General features: G+C 67.1%; 25 protein-coding genes. 18 read left to right on the forward strand and 7 right to left on the reverse strand.

What is annotated here, in order from left to right:
* The first annotated feature begins 24 nt into the window (after positions 1–24).
* Positions 25–165, forward strand: a complete 141-nt coding sequence (locus tag N5C88_RS18150; protein ID WP_088446861.1) for an EAL domain-containing protein — start codon at positions 25–27, stop codon at positions 163–165.
* A 2-nt stretch (positions 166–167) separates the two neighbouring features.
* On the forward strand, positions 168–368 hold the full coding sequence (locus tag N5C88_RS18155) for a DUF3330 domain-containing protein (protein ID WP_088446860.1): 201 nt from the start codon (positions 168–170) through the stop codon (positions 366–368).
* Between the two features lie 37 nt (positions 369–405).
* Here N5C88_RS18155 and N5C88_RS18160 read toward each other — a convergent pair whose 3' ends face one another.
* The 7 genes from N5C88_RS18160 to N5C88_RS18190 are packed head-to-tail and all read right to left on the reverse strand — an operon-like array spanning position 406 to position 3,816.
* Complete coding sequence (locus N5C88_RS18160; protein WP_088446859.1) at positions 406–1,305, reverse strand: transporter; 900 nt, start codon at positions 1,303–1,305, stop codon at positions 406–408.
* A complete protein-coding gene (locus tag N5C88_RS18165; protein ID WP_116151335.1) occupies positions 1,302–1,616 on the reverse strand; it encodes a heavy metal-associated domain-containing protein in 315 nt (104 codons plus the stop codon). Before N5C88_RS18165 ends, N5C88_RS18160 begins: the two co-directional genes overlap by 4 nt.
* A gap of 29 nt (positions 1,617–1,645) precedes the next feature.
* Positions 1,646–2,044 (reverse strand): hypothetical protein, encoded by a 399-nt coding sequence (locus N5C88_RS18170; protein WP_088446858.1) that lies wholly within the window; start codon positions 2,042–2,044, stop codon positions 1,646–1,648.
* A 9-nt stretch (positions 2,045–2,053) separates the two neighbouring features.
* Positions 2,054–2,749, reverse strand: coding sequence for a cytochrome c biogenesis protein CcdA (locus N5C88_RS18175; protein ID WP_088446857.1), 696 nt, complete (start codon positions 2,747–2,749; stop codon positions 2,054–2,056).
* Positions 2,739–3,005: a thioredoxin family protein gene (locus N5C88_RS18180; RefSeq protein WP_088446856.1), complete on the reverse strand. Its 267-nt coding sequence runs from the start codon at positions 3,003–3,005 to the stop codon at positions 2,739–2,741. The genes N5C88_RS18175 and N5C88_RS18180 overlap by 11 nt, the downstream gene beginning before the upstream one ends.
* Positions 3,002–3,424, reverse strand: a complete 423-nt coding sequence (locus N5C88_RS18185) for a heavy metal-responsive transcriptional regulator (RefSeq protein WP_088446855.1) — start codon at positions 3,422–3,424, stop codon at positions 3,002–3,004. The genes N5C88_RS18180 and N5C88_RS18185 overlap by 4 nt, the downstream gene beginning before the upstream one ends.
* Positions 3,424–3,816 (reverse strand): thioredoxin family protein, encoded by a 393-nt coding sequence (locus N5C88_RS18190; protein ID WP_232482085.1) that lies wholly within the window; start codon positions 3,814–3,816, stop codon positions 3,424–3,426. Before N5C88_RS18190 ends, N5C88_RS18185 begins: the two co-directional genes overlap by 1 nt.
* 379 nt (positions 3,817–4,195) lie before the next feature.
* Between N5C88_RS18190 and N5C88_RS18195 the strand changes: the two genes are divergently transcribed.
* The 16 genes from N5C88_RS18195 to N5C88_RS18270 all read left to right on the forward strand — a co-directional run bounded on the left by N5C88_RS18195 (position 4,196) and on the right by N5C88_RS18270 (position 18,322).
* Positions 4,196–4,993, forward strand: a complete 798-nt coding sequence (locus N5C88_RS18195) for a GTPase (protein ID WP_088446853.1) — start codon at positions 4,196–4,198, stop codon at positions 4,991–4,993.
* Positions 4,994–5,059: 66 nt separating this feature from the next.
* Complete coding sequence (locus tag N5C88_RS18200; protein ID WP_074198380.1) at positions 5,060–5,425, forward strand: DUF3085 domain-containing protein; 366 nt, start codon at positions 5,060–5,062, stop codon at positions 5,423–5,425.
* A 344-nt stretch (positions 5,426–5,769) separates the two neighbouring features.
* Positions 5,770–6,321 carry an STY4534 family ICE replication protein gene (locus tag N5C88_RS18205; RefSeq protein ID WP_074198379.1) on the forward strand — a complete coding sequence of 184 codons (552 nt, stop codon included), beginning with the start codon at positions 5,770–5,772 and terminating at the stop codon, positions 6,319–6,321.
* Positions 6,322–6,376: 55 nt separating this feature from the next.
* Positions 6,377–6,988: a DUF3275 family protein gene (locus N5C88_RS18210; RefSeq protein ID WP_003294141.1), complete on the forward strand. Its 612-nt coding sequence runs from the start codon at positions 6,377–6,379 to the stop codon at positions 6,986–6,988.
* Positions 6,989–7,077: 89 nt separating this feature from the next.
* Complete coding sequence (locus N5C88_RS18215) at positions 7,078–7,443, forward strand: hypothetical protein (protein WP_088446852.1); 366 nt, start codon at positions 7,078–7,080, stop codon at positions 7,441–7,443.
* 85 nt (positions 7,444–7,528) lie between these two features.
* Positions 7,529–8,179, forward strand: a complete 651-nt coding sequence (locus N5C88_RS18220; protein WP_003141029.1) for a hypothetical protein — start codon at positions 7,529–7,531, stop codon at positions 8,177–8,179.
* A gap of 65 nt (positions 8,180–8,244) precedes the next feature.
* Complete coding sequence (locus N5C88_RS18225) at positions 8,245–9,354, forward strand: DUF6094 domain-containing protein (protein ID WP_088446851.1); 1,110 nt, start codon at positions 8,245–8,247, stop codon at positions 9,352–9,354.
* A 102-nt stretch (positions 9,355–9,456) separates the two neighbouring features.
* Positions 9,457–9,762, forward strand: a complete 306-nt coding sequence (locus N5C88_RS18230) for a hypothetical protein (RefSeq protein WP_088446850.1) — start codon at positions 9,457–9,459, stop codon at positions 9,760–9,762.
* Between the two features lie 99 nt (positions 9,763–9,861).
* A complete protein-coding gene (locus N5C88_RS18235; protein ID WP_166740739.1) occupies positions 9,862–12,135 on the forward strand; it encodes a helicase-related protein in 2,274 nt (757 codons plus the stop codon).
* 198 nt (positions 12,136–12,333) lie between these two features.
* Positions 12,334–12,903 carry a PilL N-terminal domain-containing protein gene (locus tag N5C88_RS18240; protein WP_166740740.1) on the forward strand — a complete coding sequence of 190 codons (570 nt, stop codon included), beginning with the start codon at positions 12,334–12,336 and terminating at the stop codon, positions 12,901–12,903.
* Positions 12,900–13,547 (forward strand): hypothetical protein, encoded by a 648-nt coding sequence (locus N5C88_RS18245; RefSeq protein WP_088446848.1) that lies wholly within the window; start codon positions 12,900–12,902, stop codon positions 13,545–13,547. The genes N5C88_RS18240 and N5C88_RS18245 overlap by 4 nt, the downstream gene beginning before the upstream one ends.
* Positions 13,548–13,556: 9 nt before the next feature.
* Positions 13,557–14,276 carry a TIGR03759 family integrating conjugative element protein gene (locus N5C88_RS18250; protein WP_088446847.1) on the forward strand — a complete coding sequence of 240 codons (720 nt, stop codon included), beginning with the start codon at positions 13,557–13,559 and terminating at the stop codon, positions 14,274–14,276.
* On the forward strand, positions 14,261–14,881 hold the full coding sequence (locus N5C88_RS18255) for a lytic transglycosylase (protein WP_088446846.1): 621 nt from the start codon (positions 14,261–14,263) through the stop codon (positions 14,879–14,881). The genes N5C88_RS18250 and N5C88_RS18255 overlap by 16 nt, the downstream gene beginning before the upstream one ends.
* Positions 14,878–15,411 (forward strand): integrating conjugative element protein, encoded by a 534-nt coding sequence (locus N5C88_RS18260; RefSeq protein ID WP_088446845.1) that lies wholly within the window; start codon positions 14,878–14,880, stop codon positions 15,409–15,411. The genes N5C88_RS18255 and N5C88_RS18260 overlap by 4 nt, the downstream gene beginning before the upstream one ends.
* Positions 15,412–15,419: 8 nt before the next feature.
* Positions 15,420–17,576: a type IV conjugative transfer system coupling protein TraD gene (gene traD, locus N5C88_RS18265; protein WP_088446844.1), complete on the forward strand. Its 2,157-nt coding sequence runs from the start codon at positions 15,420–15,422 to the stop codon at positions 17,574–17,576.
* A complete protein-coding gene (locus N5C88_RS18270; RefSeq protein WP_012584746.1) occupies positions 17,573–18,322 on the forward strand; it encodes a TIGR03747 family integrating conjugative element membrane protein in 750 nt (249 codons plus the stop codon). Before traD ends, N5C88_RS18270 begins: the two co-directional genes overlap by 4 nt.
* The last annotated feature ends 36 nt before the right edge of the window (positions 18,323–18,358 follow it).

Below are 18,358 nucleotides of genomic sequence, written 5' to 3' on the forward strand. Positions count from 1 at the left end.
ATCCAGCTCGCGCACGGCCTGGGCATGGACGTGGTCGCCGAGGGCGTCGAGACACCGGCCAGCCTCGACGTGTTGCGCCAGGCCGGCTGCGACGCCGTGCAGGGATTCCTGTTCTCCGCGCCGCGACCGGCCGACGAGTTCATCCGCTTCGTGAGAGGAGGATAGCCATGACGAGCAACCAAGCTGTGACTGTCGACTGCTGCGTCTGCTGCAAGGAAATCCCGCTCGACGCCGCTTTCACGCCGGAAGGCGCCGAGTACGTCGAGCACTTCTGCGGACTGGAGTGTTATCAGCGCTTCCAGGCGCGAGCCAGGACCTGCGAGCGCGAACCCGAGCGAGCGCCAGATCAACAGCCTGATCGATCCTGAGTCCGGTCACGCCGCGCCTCGTGGGCACGCCACTGCATCAGAAGTTGAGACGGAAGCCGGTGGTCAGGATGTAATCGTTCCTGAGCGCGCTGCCGTTCAGGCGCTGCGAGACCGGTATCTGAATGCCCGCTTCGAGCACCCATTTGCGTGTTACGTACTGCACGGTGGGCGTGAGGAACAGCGTCGTGCCGCCCGAGTTTGGATCGTCAGTCCCGTTGACCTGATCCTTGGCGACATGAATGAGGTTGGCCTCCAGCCCGCCGTAAAGAAAGCTGGGGACGCCTTCGCCCAACATGCCGGGCCACAGCCGGCGCTGAACCGACAGATCGAGACGGCTGACCGCGCCGGCCCGGAAGCCGCTGGCTTCCCCATTGCGCTGATAGGCAATCTGAACATCGCCGCCCCAATCCAGCGATTGAAAGGACGCCACTGCGCCTCCCTGCCAGTCCCAAGAGCCGGAACCCGGCTGGAGCATCGGCGGCAGCCGTCCCAGGCGATCGGATGCGCGGTCGTCGCCGGTCGGCGCCGTGACGGCGAGAAACGGCGCAATGCGGAAGGTATGCCCTGTCGCGTTGGCTTCAAAGGCCGTGTAGCGGCCCATGAATGTCGCATCGCCGAAACCTGCCTGGCTGCGTGTCACGTCCGCCCCGCCCACGTTCACGGACAGCCGCTTGTCGGCATAAGGCAGCACGGCGAAGACCGCAAAGTCGCGGCTGACCCCGTAACCCAACACGGACATCAGGCCAGAAACCTCCATGCGGCGGTTCATCGACGATGGGTCGTCGGTGCTCTTCATGTAGACGAACTGCTCGCGCAGAATCCACTCGTCCTTGGAGATGGGCAGGGCCGTATTGAAGGTGAGCGGCGCGGCATTGGCGGCCCCCGCCCAGGCGCACAGCATGGCCAGCGCCAGTATGTTTCCGGGCGGGACATTCATTTGGCTTCTTCCTTGGATACCTTCGCCTCGCCGGGGGTAAAGCCGGCATCATGGATGAGCTGTTTGTAACGATCGAGATCGGCCTGCGCACCGGGTTTGAGCACGATGCGGACGTTCTGCCCCTTCAGGCTCGCGCTTGCATGATCGACTTCGCTCGCCTTGCCGAGGTTCTTCTCCAGCCCGTAGGCGCAGAACGGGCAGGTCATGCCCTTGACAGCAATGTCCACCACCAGGCGCTCCGCGCCGAAGGCCATCAGTGGCAAGCACAGCGCCAAAGCTGCTGCCAAGTGTTTCAGATGGGATCTTTGCATCACGATGATCTCCTTCGAAGATGGGACGCTCAGACCCCGAGCCAGATACGGATCGGCAGCGCCAGATAGGCGGCGAAGAGGCCGACGCCCCAGAGGGCGGCTGAGATTCCATGAATCCGCCGGTTCCAGCGGTCGGCTCGCTCGCACAGGCGCGCCAGCTCGGGGTCGCTCGGACAGGCTCGCCCAGGCCGGTAGAGCAGCCAGCCGGAAACGAGCAGCATCAGTCCGGAACCCGCGAACACCCAAGCCTTGTGCAGGGCCAGCGCGACCAGGAACGGCACTGCGCTGGTGACGGCCGCCACGGCGGCGCCCAGGCCCAGCGTGACGAACAGGATCGGCAGCGCGCAGCAGACCAGCGTGCCGGTCGCGGTGAACAGCGTCAGCCAACTGACGGCGTTTTGCCGAAGCTGCGACGAATCGGTCTTCATCGCGTGCGCCTACCAGGTGAGCCAGGGGAAAAAGGCGAAGTAGCCATTGAGCAGATACAGGCCGGTGACGATCAGCAGCAGGCTGCCGGTCAGCTCAAAGGCGCGGCGGAACCGTCCGAGCGGTTTCATCTGCTCGATCCACTCCATTGCGACCGCCGCCAAGGCCAAGGGGATCGCGCGGCCGATGGCGAAACTGATCAGCATGGCGGCGCCGAAAAGCGGCGAGCCGCTGGCTGCCGCCGCGCCAACCAACACGACGAGCGCCGGGGCGCAGGATGGGCAGACGGCGACGGAGAACGGAATGCCGAGCGCAAACGCGCCCCAGCCACTGCCGACCCGCTTGGCTCTGAATCCGACCTTCGGCAACGGCAGCTTGACCCACCCGGTCCACAGCAGGCCCAAGACGATCAGCCAGGGGCCGAGCAGCAACCCCCACCAGCGCCCCGCCAGCGCTTGCACCCCTTGACCGCCGAGTCCTGCCACGGCACCCAGCAACGCATGCGCGGCGATCAGGCCGCCGATGAAGGCAAGGCCGTAACGGGCCGCCTCGCTTGGCGCGCGGGCTCGGGTGACGTAGGCAAGTGGCACCGGCAATGCGGCTATCGCCAAGGGACTCACGCTGAACAGCAGCCCGGCCAGCAGGCTGATGCCGCTGGCGACCCCCACGCTTTGGGAGGCGAGCTGCCGTAGCGTCTCAAGCTCCATGGCTGCGCACTCCATCGCGCCGACGCAGTTCGGCAACGAGCTGTTCGGCTGTCGGGAGCGCGGTGAACACCAACTCGCCATCCACGGCAAGCGCGGGCAGCGTCAGCACCCCGAGATCGACCGCGCGGTCGAGATCATCGAGCACGTTGACCTCGCACCACTCGACTCCGGACAAGGCTTGCACCGCCGCCTTGAGCGCCGCTGTCGCCCCGGCACACTTGGCACAGCCCGGCGTGTAGAAGAGCTCGATCCTCATGGCGTGCGCTTCGCCTCAAAGCTGACCGCTTCCAGGGCCGCCAGGATCGGACAGTCATCGACAGGCAGCGCCCCACCCGAGCACTCGACGATCAGCACGTCGAGCGCCGCCGACATCGCCTGCATGGCGCGAATCTTGGCGGCGAGCTGGAGCTTCTTCTCGATGGCGCGGCTCTTTATGTCGTCGCAGCATGCGCCGTCGGCCTGGCGCAGATGCAAGAGTTCGCGAATCTCCGCGAGCGTGAAGCCGCAAGCCTGGGCGTGCTGGATGAAGCGCACCCGCCGCACCGCATCCTCGCCATAGAGGCGATAGCCGCTGTCGGTTTTGCTCGCCGGGACGAGCAGCCTCTCGCGCTCGTAATAGCGCAGCGCGTCGGGGCTGATATCCCCGGCCTTTGCCAGTTTGCCGATGGTCAGCATCAGGGCTGGCCGAGGCCGGCGGCGCGCAGGCTCGCCTCATCGACACCGCGATCAACGCAGCAGCCGGCGAGCCGGCCGTCGATCGCAACAGCCGGCACCGAGCGCACGCCGAGCGCCTTCGCGCGCTGTGCGACGGCCAAGTCGCGCATGTCGAGCACATCGACTTCGCACGAGGAGCAGGCCAGGCTTTTTACAAGGGTTTCGACATCGGTGCAGGCCGGGCAGCCGGCGCTGAACACCTCGACTTTGCGTTTGGCAGTCATTTCAAGGCTCCTGTTGATGTTCGTGATGCGTTGCAGCCACGCGGATGCGTGCTGCCCCGTCACGATTTCAGGATAAACCTTGGAGTGCACTCCATGGTCAAGCAGAACAGCCGGACGGATGAATGCCACATCATCGAAACCACGCTTTCAAGGTCGAGGAATACCGTCTGGATGGGCGCGAACGTGGGTTCGGTTCCCGGATTGCCGTTGTACGAAGGCGAGTAGCCCCCGTCGCGTCCCCCTGCGGGGCTCTTCCTTTTCATGGAACGCGGTGCCGGCGCATTGCCGATTCCCGGCGGACGGCCGCCGCCATGTGTCGCACGCTGGCCGCATGTTCGCTGGCGTTGCCGGCAGCATGCCCAGGCAGTCGAGACCTTCAAGACTGCGGCGCGGTTCGCCGTGCTGGTTGTTTCGTTCCCCGGGCGCACTCGCGTCCATCCACCTCACCCTCAAGGGACGGACCTCCCTTGCGGGCGGGAGTCCCTTGGTTGCCACAAGGAGTCTCCCGATGGATACCCAAGCCATCCGTGCACAGATGCCAACGCTGGTTGTCGGTCATGTGCCTACCAACGTCCGTTCGTTCAAGTTCAACATCTTCGACGGCCAGCCCAAGGTTTCGACGCTGGGCTTTCACATCGACCCGAAGCCTTTCGAGGGCAAGGTCATCGCCACCACCGACGAGGCCATCGTCGTCAAGACGGGGCGAGCCGAGTTCGCGGTGCTCGATCGCACGCTCGTGACCGAGGTGCCCGACGAGGGCGCCAAGGTGCAGGTCGAACCCTATGTCAGACGCCGCTTCGACGGTCAGCGGGCGGACACGCCCGAGGAGCAGACCGAGTTCACCGCCGACGGCCAGCCCTACACGGTGAAGCGGTTCGTGCTCGGGTCCGCACCGGCGAAGCTGCCGATCCCCGAGCCGCGCTGCCCCGAGCTGCAAGAACTGGTCGACCAACTGGAGCAGTTGCCCGCTCCCGACGGTTTCCGGCGCATCACCCACATGCTGGTGGATGCCGGTGCGCGGGACATCACCTGGGTCGATCCGCTGCCCGCCGACATCATCCGCACGCCACCGGCCATCGGCTTCACCGTCGCCACGATGAAGTTCCAGGGTCGCGTCACCGTGCTGTATGAGCGTGGCCTCGACCTCTACGCGGTGGAGCTGCACCGCGACGGCGAGCTGGTCGAACGGGTCGATGAGGTGTTCTTCGACACCCTCGGCGAGACGCTGGAACGGCTGATCGACGACGGGAGCTGGCGGCGCATCCGCGTGCAGTGCCTGTCGGGTCGCAAGGCTGTCCGGCACTGACCTCCCAGCAGCTTCCCGCCTTCGCGGCGGGAAGCCTCTCTTCCTGCCTCCCTGGAGATCACACCCATGACTGTTCGATTCAAAGGCACGGAGCTGCGGCCCGTGCTCGCCGAAGCGGTGGCGAATCAATGCCGCGTCATCCTGGTCAAGGATCAGGGCGTGTACTTCCTGGCCGAGCGCGGCGAGCGTCGACCCGATGGTCGCCAGAAGACCATCGCCTATGCCGCCGGCTGCAACCCGGATGTCGATGCCTTCGACGACTGGTGGGAACTGGCGCGTGCCGAGTTCGGCGGCGACGACTTCGGCGAGTTCTTCGATCCGCAGGAGGGCGTGTTTGCGCGCATCCTGCGCAGCGAGGACGACCTCGACGTGTCCGCCACCGCGACACACCTGTCGCTGCAGGCGGTTCCTCCCACGCCCAGCGGTAACTGACCGCCCATCCCCGGCCCCCGCTCCGGGGGCCTCTTTCTTCCCGGCAATGCGGACAGCCGCGAGTGCCGATTGCCGCTCGCCTGCGCGCCGTCCCGGCGCCACGCTTCCCGCCATGTTCCGCTGACGTCCGTCAGCGACATGCCCAGGCAGCCACGATCTTCAAGGCTGCGACGCGGTTCCGACCGCGTTGATCACACCAGTTCGCACCGGCATCCATGCGCGAACGGCCATCGGTTCTCGATGGCGATGCCACCAAGCTGTTCCATCAACCCACGCGGGGGTTCCACACCTTCCCCGCCTTGGGTCGGGTGTGTCTCCGCCTCATTGTTCTCAGGAGATTCACCATGACCACTTCCAACGAAAAGTCCTACTTCGATCTGCACATCACCGGCCTCGGGTACCTCAATCGCATCCGCGAAGTGAAGCCCAAGAAAGGCGATGCGTTCCTGGCCTGCGACATCGCGGCTCTGAACGGTCCCAGCGATGACGTCTCGTATGTGCGTTTCGACACGCGCGTATCGGGATCGGAAGCGCAGCACCTGGTGCGCCGCTGCATTCAGGCGGTCGACGCCGAGAAGAAGGTGATGATCGGCTTCCGCATGGGCGACCTGTGGACCGACACCTTCACCTACTCCAAGGGCAAGCGTGCCGGCGAGCAGGGTGTGAGCCTCAAGGCCCGCCTGCTGTTCGTCAGTTGGATCAAGGTCGACGGCAAGCTCGTCTACAAGGCCGAGCCCAAGCCGACCGAGACCGACGAGCGGGACCCGGAAGTCCCTGTGACGTCCGACGCGCCCGCCGCGCAGCAAGCCTCGGCACCGGAGCCTTCCGAGCCCGTCGCCGATGCTGCCGACGACGCAGCCGATGCCCCCGCATTGGCCGCTGCCGAGTCGTTCTGATCCGCAAGGCCCCATCCCCGGGGCCTTGTCTTCTCTTCGTCCGCAGGAGACCTTCATGATCACCATCCCCGGCCAACTGGCCATCAAGACCATCCACGGCAGGAACGGCGACTTCAACGTCGGCCGCCTGGCGACCTCGATCGGCGAGTTCGTCGTGAAGAACGCCGAACTCGATCAGTACCGCGAGGGCAAGTACGACGGTGATTTCGTCATCGTCGAGATTCGCCCCTCCACGTACAACGCCAACGGCCGCATGGTCATCGAGATCCGCGCCCATCTGGGCGGGATGACACTGTCCAACATCGACGCCCTGAGCCGCGACGAAGCCCGCCGGCTGAGTCCGCAGGAAGTCGATCCGATCGACGAGGAGGCGCAGGCGCCCGTGCCGGCAACGCCCCCGGCCAAGCCGAAGGCGAAGCCGCGCAGTCCGCGCGATCCCCTGGTCGATACCACGCCGTTCGGCAGCGAACCGGCTCCCGTGTCCGCTGCGGCCTCGGCCGAGGCAGACGACGCGGCGCTGTTCGGTGCCTTGTGGCCCCTGGGCGAGACCGTGAAGCTCGATGCGACCGTGGATCGTCGTGTGCTGCGTCAGCAGCGCGACCGTCTCGACAAGCTGGGCTACGAGTTCGCTCCGTTGTCCCAGGACTGGCACCTCAAAGCTGCCTGATCCATCCGCCGCCTTGCGCGGCATACCGCCACCCGCCGGGGTTCTCCCCCGACGGGGAGGGCTCCGGCCTTTTCTTCAAGGAGACCCTCATGGGCTGGACCTTCGTTCGTCAGACGCGCGATCAGTTGATCCGCGAGCTGCTCGCTCCGCAAGCGTCCAAACGCGCTTGCTGCGAAGTCATCGACCACACGCTGGACGGCGACGTTCTGTGGACCGTGGTTCGCATCACCGCCAGGCAGGCGGGCGTCATGGGCCTCGCGGCCGGTGAGTCCGTCTGCTACATCGGCTGCCATCTGCTGGAAAGCTCGGGCGGCGATTGGGGCTACAAGTCCCTCGATGAGTCCGTGCATCCGTACTACTACTCGTGCCCGCTGCGCTATCTCGACATGGCGCCGGTGCAAAGCCCCAAGTGGCGCGAGCGGGTTCACCGCTTCCACGCGGGGCGCGCTGTCTAGCGGCACGCATCTTCCTTCCACCCAACCGGGGCGAGCATGGCCCCGCGGGCTGTGGTTGCTCCTTCATTTTCAAGAGGACATCACCATGCCTGCACCTTCTTCCGCGAAACCGCTGTACCGCATCGACGAATGCCCCGACCTCATGGCCGACGGTTGCGTCGGTGACGAGCAGGGCAATCTCGTCTTTCTCTCGATCTGGGCGCGCGACACCGCCGTTCAGGAGTTCCTCGCCCGCCTGACCCTCGGCCGGGATGAACAGGGACTGGATCAGTTCCACGTCATCACCGAGCAGGGCGCATCCATCCCGGTCTTCGTCGGCAATGTCGAGAACCTGGAAAAGCGCATCACCCGCGCCTATCGGCGAACGCTGTTCGGTTCGCTGACGAATGTGTGGCTGTTCGATCGTCGCTGCGTGAAGCCAGACAAGGCCAACGCCAGCGCGCTGGCGCTTCTGCCCAGGGATTCCGCTCACCGGCTCGACCGGCTGTGGACGCTGGTGCAGGACACCTGCCCGCTGCCACTGCTCGACCACTGGCGCGACACCGTGCTGGAGCTGTTGCAGACACGGCGGATGCTGACCGGTCTTCCCTTGGCCCTCGGGCCGCTGGAAGGCCATCGGCTGGCCCTCGATGTCCCGGCGCTGACGAAGGCGTTGGGCGAGCTGATCCGCAACGGCACCCTCGGCGCCACGCAGTACGAACTGGCCGCGAACGCACCGCTTCGGCGTGTGGCGTGAGCCATCCCCACGGGCATGCGCGCCGCGCGTGCCCGCCTTCCCTCATCCATCATCAGGAGAAATCCATGGCACTCATGTTTCCGCGCCTGGCGCGCAACTTCATTCGTAACGGCTACTTCCCCACCGACGAGCCGACGCTGGAGCGGGCCTTGTCCGCACTGGCGCCGTCTCCCGGCTCCATGTCCATCCTCGATCCCTGCGCCGGCGAAGGCGTGGCGATTGCCGAAGCCGCCCACGCCCTCGGGCGCGAGCAGGTCCAGGCCTTCGTCGTCGAGTACGACGCCGAGCGTGCCCGCCACGCACGGCAACTGGTCGATCGCTGCATCCACGGTGACCTGATGGACACGCTGATCTCGCGCCAGTCCTTCGGGCTGCTGTGGCTGAACCCGCCGTATGGCGACCTGAGCAAGGACGTGAACGGCAACATCGGTTATCAGGGCCAGGGCCGTGCGCGGCTGGAAAAGCTGTTCTATCAGCGCGCGCTGCCGCTGCTGCAATACGGCGGCGTGCTGATCTTCATCGTGCCGTCTTACGTGCTCGACCCCGAGCTGGTCGGATGGCTGACGCGCCACTTCGCCGACCTGCGCATCTACCGTGCGGTGGAAACGCAGTTCAAGCAGGTGGTGATCTTCGGTCGCCGGGTTCGCCAGCGCGACCAGGCATCGGATTCGGTCAAGGCCACCCGCGGTCTGCTGCTGCAGATCGGACAGGGCGACGCCGAAGCCGAGGAGCTGCCGCTCGAATGGCCGTTCCTGCCGTACACCGTCCCTGCCAGCCCGGCCGAGCCGGAGCACTTCTATCGCGTGACGATGGAGCCCGAGCAGTTCGCCGATGAAGTCGGCCGGCTGCAAGGACTCTGGCCGGCGCTCGATACGCACCTGGGCGCCGCGCAGCAGTCGCTGCGTCCGCCCGCGCGGGCCTTGTCACACTGGCATCTCGCCCTGGCACTGGCCGCGGGCGCGATTTCCGGCGTAGTGACGTCCAAGACCGGGCGCGTGCTCGTCGTCAAAGGTGACACCCACAAGGAGAAGACGCTCCAGACGGAATACACCGAACGCGACGACGGCTCCGTGGCCGAGACGCGCATCCTCACCGACAAGTTCGTGCCGGTCATTCGTGCATGGGACTTGACGCTGGGCTCGCCCACGTGGGGCGAAGTGCTGACCATCCGCTGATCGCTGTTCCCTGACGGTTCGCCGTCGCTTTCATCCACCCACCGGGGTCACGTTGCCCCCGATGGGGTGCCGTGGCCCCTTCTTCCAGAAGGAGAAACCACCATGGCACTCGCAATCCTCAACCTCGCGTCACAAGCACGCTTTTCGCCCGGGCAGGTGGTCATGACCGCCGGCGTCGACGAGCTGGTCCGACAGGGCCGGCTCAACCCCACGCCGTACCTGCGCCGCCATCTTCATGGCGACTGGGGCGACCTGAGCGACGACGATCGGCGATTGAACGACGCCGCGCTGAAGTCCGGCGAGGATCGTCTGTTCTCGTCCTACCAGGTCACGCGCGACCTGAAGCTCTGGATCATCACCGAATGGGATCGCAGCGTCACCACACTGCTGCTGCCCAGCGAATACTGATCCGCATCCGGCGGCCTCGCGCCGCTTCTTTCTTCCCACCCAGGGGCACGTCACCGCCCCGTGGGGGAGGTGCATGCCCCATCTCTTTGGAGCATCACCATGTCCCTCGATCTCGATACCGTTCCCGAAACCGCTGTGCAGGGCGACCTGCTCGAAGCGGCCGCTTCACCCCTCACACTCAGCCTGCAGGACTTCGTGTCCGAGTTCGGCGACGAGCTGCTCGACTCGCTCAACCGCGCCAATCCTCCGGTCTACACCGGCCAGGTGCGGGTGCATCGGCAACTGATCCTCGCCGAGCTCAAGCGCAAGCTGTTCCCCGCGCAAGCCGATGTGGTCCATGCCGTCACCGAGCTGTTGGTCGATCGCGGCGAACGCGCCGCGATCGTCAATGGCGAGATGGGCTGCGGCAAGACGACGGTGGGTATTGCCACCGCCGCCGTGCTCAACGCCGAAGGCTACCGCCGTACCCTGGTGCTCTCGCCACCCCACCTGGTCTACAAGTGGCGGCGCGAAATCCAGGAGACGGTGGCCGGTGCCAAGGTCTGGGTGCTCAATGGCCCGGACACGCTGGTCAAGCTGCTGAAACTGCGCGAGCAGTTGGGCGTGCCGGCTCAGGTCCAGGAGTTCTTCGTCCTGGGTCGCGTGCGGATGCGGATGGGGTTCCACTGGAAGCCTGTCTTCGTTCGGCGGCGCACGCCTCACGGCGACGTGGGGGCCTGCCCGGATTGCGGGCATGTCATCACCGACCTCGACGGCGAGCCGATCAACCCGGTCGAGCTGGAAGCCGAGGAGTCCCGCCGCAAGTGCAGCCACTGCCGTGCACCGCTGTGGTCGTTGATCCGTCCCAGAGGCCTGTCCGCCAGCGACCAGTCCTCGACCGTGCTCAAGGCACTGAAGCGTATTCCAACCATCGGGGAAGTCACCGCGCAGAAGCTGATGCAAAAGTTCGGTGACGCCTTCCTCGCGTCGATGCTCGGGGACAACATCCACGAGTTCATCAACCTGATGGACGACCGCGGCGAGTTGGTCTTCTCGGACCGGCAAGCCCATCGCATGGAACGTGCGATGGCCAACATGGAGTTCGGCTTCGGCGAGGGCGGCTACCAGCCGTCCGAGTTCATCAAGAGGCAGCTTCCCCAAGGCACGTTCGACCTGCTCATCGCCGACGAGGCGCACGAGTACAAGAACGGCGGCTCCGCACAGGGCCAGGCCATGGGGGTTTTGGCGGCCAAGGCGCGCAAGACGCTGCTGCTCACCGGCACGCTGATGGGCGGCTACGGCGACGACCTGTTCCACCTGCTGTTCCGCGCCCTGCCTGGGCGGATGATCGAAGACGGCTACCGGCCGACCAAGCAAGGTTCCATGACGTCGGCCGCGATGGCGTTCATGCGCGATCACGGCGTGCTCAAGGACATCTACTCCGAGAGCACGGGCACGGCGCACAAGACCGCCAAGGGCACCAAGGTATCGGTGCGCACGGTCAAGGCGCCGGGCTTCGGTCCGAAGGGCGTGCTGCGTTGCGTTCTGCCGTTCACCGTCTTCCTCAAGTTGAAGGACATCGGCGGCAACGTGCTGCCGCCCTACGACGAGGAGTTCCGTGAGGTCACGATGGACACGGCGCAAGCCGCGGCCTATCGCGATCTGGCAGGACGGCTGACCGCGGAGCTGAAGCAGGCCCTGGCGAAGCGCGACACGACGCTGCTGGGTGTGGTCCTCAACGTGCTGCTGGCCTGGCCGGATTGCTGCTTCCGGTCGGAGACGGTGGTGCATCCACGCACGCGCAACACCCTGGCCTTCGTGCCGGCTCAGTTCAACGAGCTGGAGGTGATGCCCAAGGAGCGCGAGCTGATCGAAATCTGCAAGCAGGAGAAAGCAGAAGGTCGCAAGATCCTGGTCTATACGGTCTACACCGGCACGCGCGACACCACGTCGCGCCTGAAGGTGCTGCTGGAGCAGGAAGGCTTCAAGGTGGCGGTGCTGCGCGCGAGCGTGGATGCCTCCCGCCGCGAGGACTGGATCGCCGAGCAGTTGGACCGCGGCATCGACGTGCTCATCACCAACCCGGAGCTGGTGAAAACCGGCCTGGACTTGCTGGAGTTCCCGACCATCGTGTTCCTCCAGTCCGGCTACAACGTGTATTCGTTGCAGCAGGCCGCCCGGCGCTCATGGCGCATCGGCCAGAAGCAGCCGGTGCGCGTGATCTACCTCGGCTACGCCAACTCCTCGCAGATGACCTGCCTGGGGCTGATGGCCAGGAAGATCATGGTCTCGCAGAGCACCTCGGGCGACGTACCCGAGTCGGGCCTGGATGTTCTGAACCAGGATGGCGATTCCGTCGAGGTCGCCCTGGCCCGGCAGCTTGTCACGGCCTGATCCATGTACCCATGCCGGCGGCCCCTCGGGGTCGCCGGCTCCTTTCCACGGCCCTTCGGGGCCGTTTTTCTTGGGCGTATGACAGTTCATGGCGCCGCCCCGCCATGTATTCGGGCGGGCGTCAGTGCGTTTTGTTTGCTGCCCGCAGGCCAAGCGGCGGCGATGGTGAGCGCTCCGTGTTCCAGGGAAGCGCCCTCCATGCAACCATCCATCCGCGCTGTTCACCGCCTGGCCCTCGCCGCTGGCTTGCTGGCCGGCAGTCTGTTGGCCGCCGGCTGCGCCACGACCGCCGCACCGTCTGCGCCAGCGGTGCTGGCCGCTTCGCCAACCGCCGTCGCGCCGGAGCCGGGTTTTGTTCCGGTGGCCCGCTATGGCCGCTACACCCTGGTCGAGCTGGTGCCGGAACCTGCGCAGCGTGATCTCTTGCAACAGGCGGTGGAGGTCTCGATTCCGCCCATGCTCGATGCCAGCGTGGGTGACGCCATGCGCCATGTGCTCCTGCGCTCCGGCTACCGGCTCTGCGATGCGGCCGAAGCCGCCACCCTCTACGCGCTGCCGCTGCCTGCCGCACACCTGCGCCTGGGCCCGCTGATGCTGCGCGATGCCTTGCTGACCCTTGCCGGCCCGGCCTGGGAGCTGTCGGTCGATGACTTGAGCCGCCAGGTCTGCTTCAGCCGGCACGGTGCTCCCACCTTCCTTTCCGCCAACCCGCCCGGCACCGCCACGCCCGCGCCGGACGCCGACCGGCCCGAGGAGATGCAGCCATGACCTTTCCCCAAGCGCCATCCGAGCGCAATTCCCGCACGCGCTGGCTCAAGGTCGCCGCGGCCTTCTGGCTGCTGCTCATCAGTGCTGTAGCACTCATCAACAGCGTCGGCCTGTCGCGGCTCGCCGAACAGACCCAGAGCAGCGCACAGGATGCGCAGGTCAACGCGCTGGGCCTGCGCGTGGCCGATCTCGAACGACAGGCCGATGCGGACAAGCGCCGGCCGGCGCCGATCAGCCAGGCCGAATTCGCCAATGCGCGGCAGGCGCTGGACGAACGGATGACGCGCCTCGAAGAGGCCGACGAGGCGAGGGCCTTGGCCATCGACCTGCAGACGCTGCAGGCGCGCGTGAATGGAATCGAAACCCGCCTGGAGAAGACCCGGCAGGTTGCATCCGCTGCTCGCCCGCGCGTTCCGGTTGTGACGAAGCCCAAGGTGCCGGAGCCGCCGTTCCGGGTGCTCGGCGTGGAACTGCGTGGCGGCGAGCGCTTTCTGTCGATCACCTCCACCGCCGCGGCCTCGCTCGCGGGCGCCCGGCTGCTGCGCGAGGGCGACGCCGCGGGCGGCTGGCAACTGCAGTCCATCGAGGCGCAGGCGGGCGTGTTCCAGGTGAACGGCCAGACGCAGCGCGTTGCGGTGCCGTAGGGGGTCGCCATGAACCTGCGGCCGTTGTTCGCTGCCGTCGTCCTGTTCGCCGCTTTCGACGCATCCGCCCAGCCGGCCCCGGTGACGAACTCGCGCTTGGTGCCCGCCCAGGTGCAGCCGGGCGCTGATGCCGCGCTCGACGAGAGGCAGGCGCGGGAGTGGGGGCTTCGCTCCGAGGAGTGGGCGCGTTACCGGCAACTGATGCAGGGGCCGCTCGGGGTCTATTCGCCCCAGCTCGATCCGCTCACGACGCTGGGCATCGAGGCCCGCAGCGAGGAGGAGCGCAGGCGCTACGCCGAGCTGCAGGTGCAGGCCGAGGCCCGGCGCGTCGGCAAGACGCTGGCCTACCAGCGTGCCTACGACGCGGCGTGGCAGCGCCTGTTTCCCGGCCAGCCGCGCGTGAGCCTGCCCGGCGCCAAGGCGCAGGGTGCCGGCAACACCGGCTCCGGGCGCCTGGCGGTCTTCGTCAAGGCCGACTGCGCACCGTGCGCGCAGCGCGTGCAGCAGTTGCAGGCGGCCGGCACGGCCTTCGATCTCTACATGGTCGGCAGCCGTCAGGACGACGCGCGCATCCGGCAGTGGGCCACCCAGGCGGGCATCGACCCGGCCAGGGTGCGCGCTCGCACCATCACGCTCAACCACGATGCGGGGCGCTGGCTGTCGCTCGGCCTCCCCGGCGATCTGCCGGCCGTGGTGCGCGAGGTGAACGGCCAATGGCAGCGGCAATAGGTACTCCGGGCCGGGAGCGTCGGCCATCCCGCGTCACCATCCGCTGCGCCTGCGCCGTGCTGCTGCTCGCCACCGGCACCGCGGCCTTCGCAACGCCGGCGCGGGAAGTGCCGCCGCCGGCCTATCAACTGGCGGCGCATCGTGCAGACGTGCCGGCGGCGGTGCTGTACGCGGTGGCCTTGCAGGAGAGCGGCGCCATGCTGCGCGGGCGCCTGATCCCCTGGCCGTGGTCGCTCAACGTCGCCGGCACGCCGCAGCGCTATGCCACCCGCGCCGAGGCCTGCGCGGGGCTGCACCGTGCGCTCGCCCACACGCCGGCCAATCGCATCGACGCCGGTCTCGGCCAGGTCAATCTCGGCTACCACGCGCATCGCTACACGCAGCCCTGCGAGCTGCTGGACCCGTACCGCAATCTCGCCGTCGCCGCGGAAATCCTGCGCGAACAGCACACGCCGGGCGAGGACTGGCTGCTTGCCATCGGCCGCTACCACCGGCCCGCCGGCGGGGCACCCGCAGCGCGCTACCGGCGCAGTGTGCATCGGCACCTGACCCGCGTGATCGACCCCGGCGTTCCCGTTCCAACCCTCCAGGCCACCACGCCATGAACCACACCGTCCTCATCGCCGCCATCGGGCTGCTGTCCACGACCACCGTCTTCGCCCAGACCGTCTCCGCGCCGCTGATCGTCGTCGAAGACCGCGGCGGCGACTCCGCGCTGCCGTACTACCGGCCGCTGAATCCCCAGCCGGATCAGGCCGCACCGCCGGCCCCGATGCCAGTCCCTCGCGTGGGTAACGCAGCCGACGCCGAAGCCGCCATGCTGCCGGTGCGCTCGGCGCAACTGTCGCCGGGCGAGGTGCAGCGCCGCGTCATCCGGGCGCCGGGCCTGACGGCGCTGTTCCTGATCGGCGACGACGAGCGGTCGCGCGCCTGGCTGCGGCAGCGGCAGGCCGCGCTGCGCGAGCTGGGCGCCGTGGGCCTGGTGGTCAACGTGGAATCGGCGGCGGCACTCGCAGAGCTGCGCCGCCTGGCGCCCGGCCTGACCCTCTCGCCGGCCTCCGGCGACGACCTGGCCCAGCGCCTGGGCCTGCGCCACTACCCGGTGCTCATCACGTCCACCGGCATCGAGCAGTAGGTGCGCAAATGGCCCAACCGCATGCGGTCGAGGTGCTGCTGCGGCCAGCGGTGGAGCTTCATACCGTGGCGGTCTGCACCGGCGCCGCGATTCTGTGCCTGGTGGCACCGTGGTCGCTCGCGCTGAATCCGCTGCTCGGCCTGGGCTCGGCGCTGGCCTTCCTGACCTTCGGCGCGATTCGCCTGCGCGATGCCTGGGCGATCCTGCGCTATCGCCGCAACATCCGCCGCCTGCCGCGCTACGTGATGACCAGCCGCGACGTGCCGGTGAGTCAGCAACGGCTGTTCGTCGGCCGGGGCTTTCGCTGGGAGCAGCGGCACACGCACCGGCTGATGCAGACCTACCGGCCGGAGTTCCGCCGCTACGTCGAGCCGACGGCGATCTACCGGGCCGCCCGGCGGCTGGAGGAGCGGCTTGAGTTCGCACCGTTTCCCATCTCGACGCTGGCGCGCGCGCTGGCCTGGGACAGCCCGCTCAACCCCGCGCGGCCGCTGCCGCCGGTCGGCGGACTGCCGCGCCTGCATGGCATCGAGCCGCACGAGGTCGACGTCACCCTGCCGCTGGGCGAGCGCGTCGGCCACAGCCTGGTGCTGGGCACCACGCGCGTGGGCAAGACGCGGCTGGCCGAGCTGTTCATCACCCAGGACATCCGCCGCAAGGTCCGCGGCGAGCACGAGGTAGTGATCGTCTTCGACCCCAAGGGCGATGCGGACCTGTTGAAGCGCATGTACGTCGAGGCCAAGCGCGCCGGGCGCGAAGGCGAGTTCTACGTGTTCCATCTGGGCTGGCCGGACATCTCGGCGCGCTACAACGCCGTGGGCCGGTTCGGACGGATCTCCGAGGTGGCCACGCGCATCGCCGGGCAGCTCTCGGGCGAAGGTAACAGCGCCGCGTTCCGCGAATTCGCCTGGCGCTTCGTCAACATCATCGCGCGCGCCCTGGTGGAACTGGGACAGCGGCCGGACTACCTGCTGATCCAGCGCCACGTCATCAACATCGACGCGCTGTTCATCGAGTACGCCCAGCACTACTTCGCCAAGAACGAGCCGAAGGCCTGGGAGGTCATCGTCCAGCTCGAAGCCAAGCTGAACGACAAGAACATCCCGCGCAACATGATCGGGCGCGAGAAGCGCGTGGTGGCCCTCGAACAGTACCTGTCCCAAGTGCGCGTCTATGACCCCGTGCTCGACGGTCTGCGCAGCGCCGTGCGCTACGACCGGACGTACTTCGACAAGATCGTCGCTTCGCTGCTGCCGCTGCTGGAGAAGCTCACCACCGGCAAGATCGCGCAACTGCTCGCACCGAACTATTCCGACCTGTCCGACCCGCGACCGATCTTCGACTGGATGCAGGTCATCCGCAAACGCGCGGTGGTCTACGTGGGGCTGGATGCGCTGTCCGACGCCGAGGTCGCGGCGGCGGTGGGCAACTCGATGTTCAGCGATCTGGTCTCGGTCGCCGGTCACATCTACAAGTTCGGCATCGACGACGGGCTACCCGGCGCAGCGGCGGGCACCAAGATTCCGATCAACGTCCACGCCGACGAATTCAATGAACTCATGGGCGACGAGTTCATTCCGATGGTCAACAAGGGCGGCGGTGCCGGCGTACAGGTGACGGCCTACACGCAGACCTTGAGCGACATCGAGGCGCGCATCGGCAACCGTGCCAAGGCCGGCCAGGTGGTCGGCAACTTCAACAACCTGTTCATGCTGCGCGTGCGTGAGACCGCCACCGCCGAACTGCTGACGCGACAACTGCCCAAGGTCGAGGTGTACGCCACGGCACTGATGAGCGGCGCCACCGACAGCTCCGACCCGCGCGGCACTACCGCCTTCACGTCCAACACCCAGGACCGCATCAGCAGCAACAGCGTGCCGCTGATCGAGCCGGCGCATGTGGTGGCGCTGCCCAAGGGGCAGTGCTTCGCGCTGACCGAGGGCGGCAACCTCTGGAAAGTCCGCATGCCGCTGCCGGCACCCGACCCCGACGAAGCCATGCCGGAGGATCTGCAGGAGCTGGCCGGCTACATGCGACAGCACTACGTCGAGGCAGGCGACTGGTGGGAGAACCAAGGCATCCCCGGCCTGCAGGACAAGGCGCTGCCCGAAGACCTGCTGGACGACTTCAAGCAGATGGCCGCCGCTGAAGAGGCCGAAACATGAGCGATCCGGCCGTCGCGGCCCAGCGCCAGCAGCAACGACAGCAGGGGCTGATCGCCGGCCTGGTCACGTTGCCGTTCCGCTTCTTCGGCGTGCTGTGCGGCGCGCTGCTGCTGTGCATCCTGATCGAATGCGTCGGCATGCACTTCTTCTGGCCCGAGCAGGGCTGGCGCCACGCGCAGGGCATGCTGCACTACGAGCTGGATCAGCTCTCCACGCATTTCACGCGCAGCGCGCTGTTGCAGGAGCCGGGGCGCACCGCGCACCGGCTGGTCGAGCAGGGCTACGACTGGCTGTTCGTGAAAAGCGGTCTGCTGGACTGGATACGCGACGCCTCGGCGCAGGCCAGCGCCGGCAGCCATCGCCCGACCAAGGACTTCCGCTACTACCTGGGTCTGGTCTCCGTGAACGTGGAGAGCTACCTGATCGCGGCGGCCTACACGACACTGGTCTTCCTCGTGCGGCTGCTGGTGCTGTGCCTGACCTTGCCGCTGTTCCTGATGGCCGCCTTCGTCGGGCTGGTGGATGGCCTGGTGCGCCGGGACATCCGCCGCTTCGGCGCGGGACGCGAGTCGGGGTTCATCTATCACCGCGCCAGGGCCAGCCTGATCCCGCTGGCCGTGCTGCCGTGGGTGACTTACCTGGCACTGCCGGTCAGCGTGAACCCGCTGCTGATCCTGCTGCCCAGCGCCGCACTGCTCGGCGTGGCGGTGTGCATTGCGGCGGCGACGTTTAAGAAGTACCTGTGACCTGGGTGCCGCTGCGATGGAGTATGCGCCGTCAAG

Origin of the sequence: Achromobacter sp. GD03932 (genome assembly GCF_029839485.1) — a bacterium.
Classification (GTDB): domain Bacteria; phylum Pseudomonadota; class Gammaproteobacteria; order Burkholderiales; family Burkholderiaceae_B; genus Achromobacter; species Achromobacter bronchisepticus_A.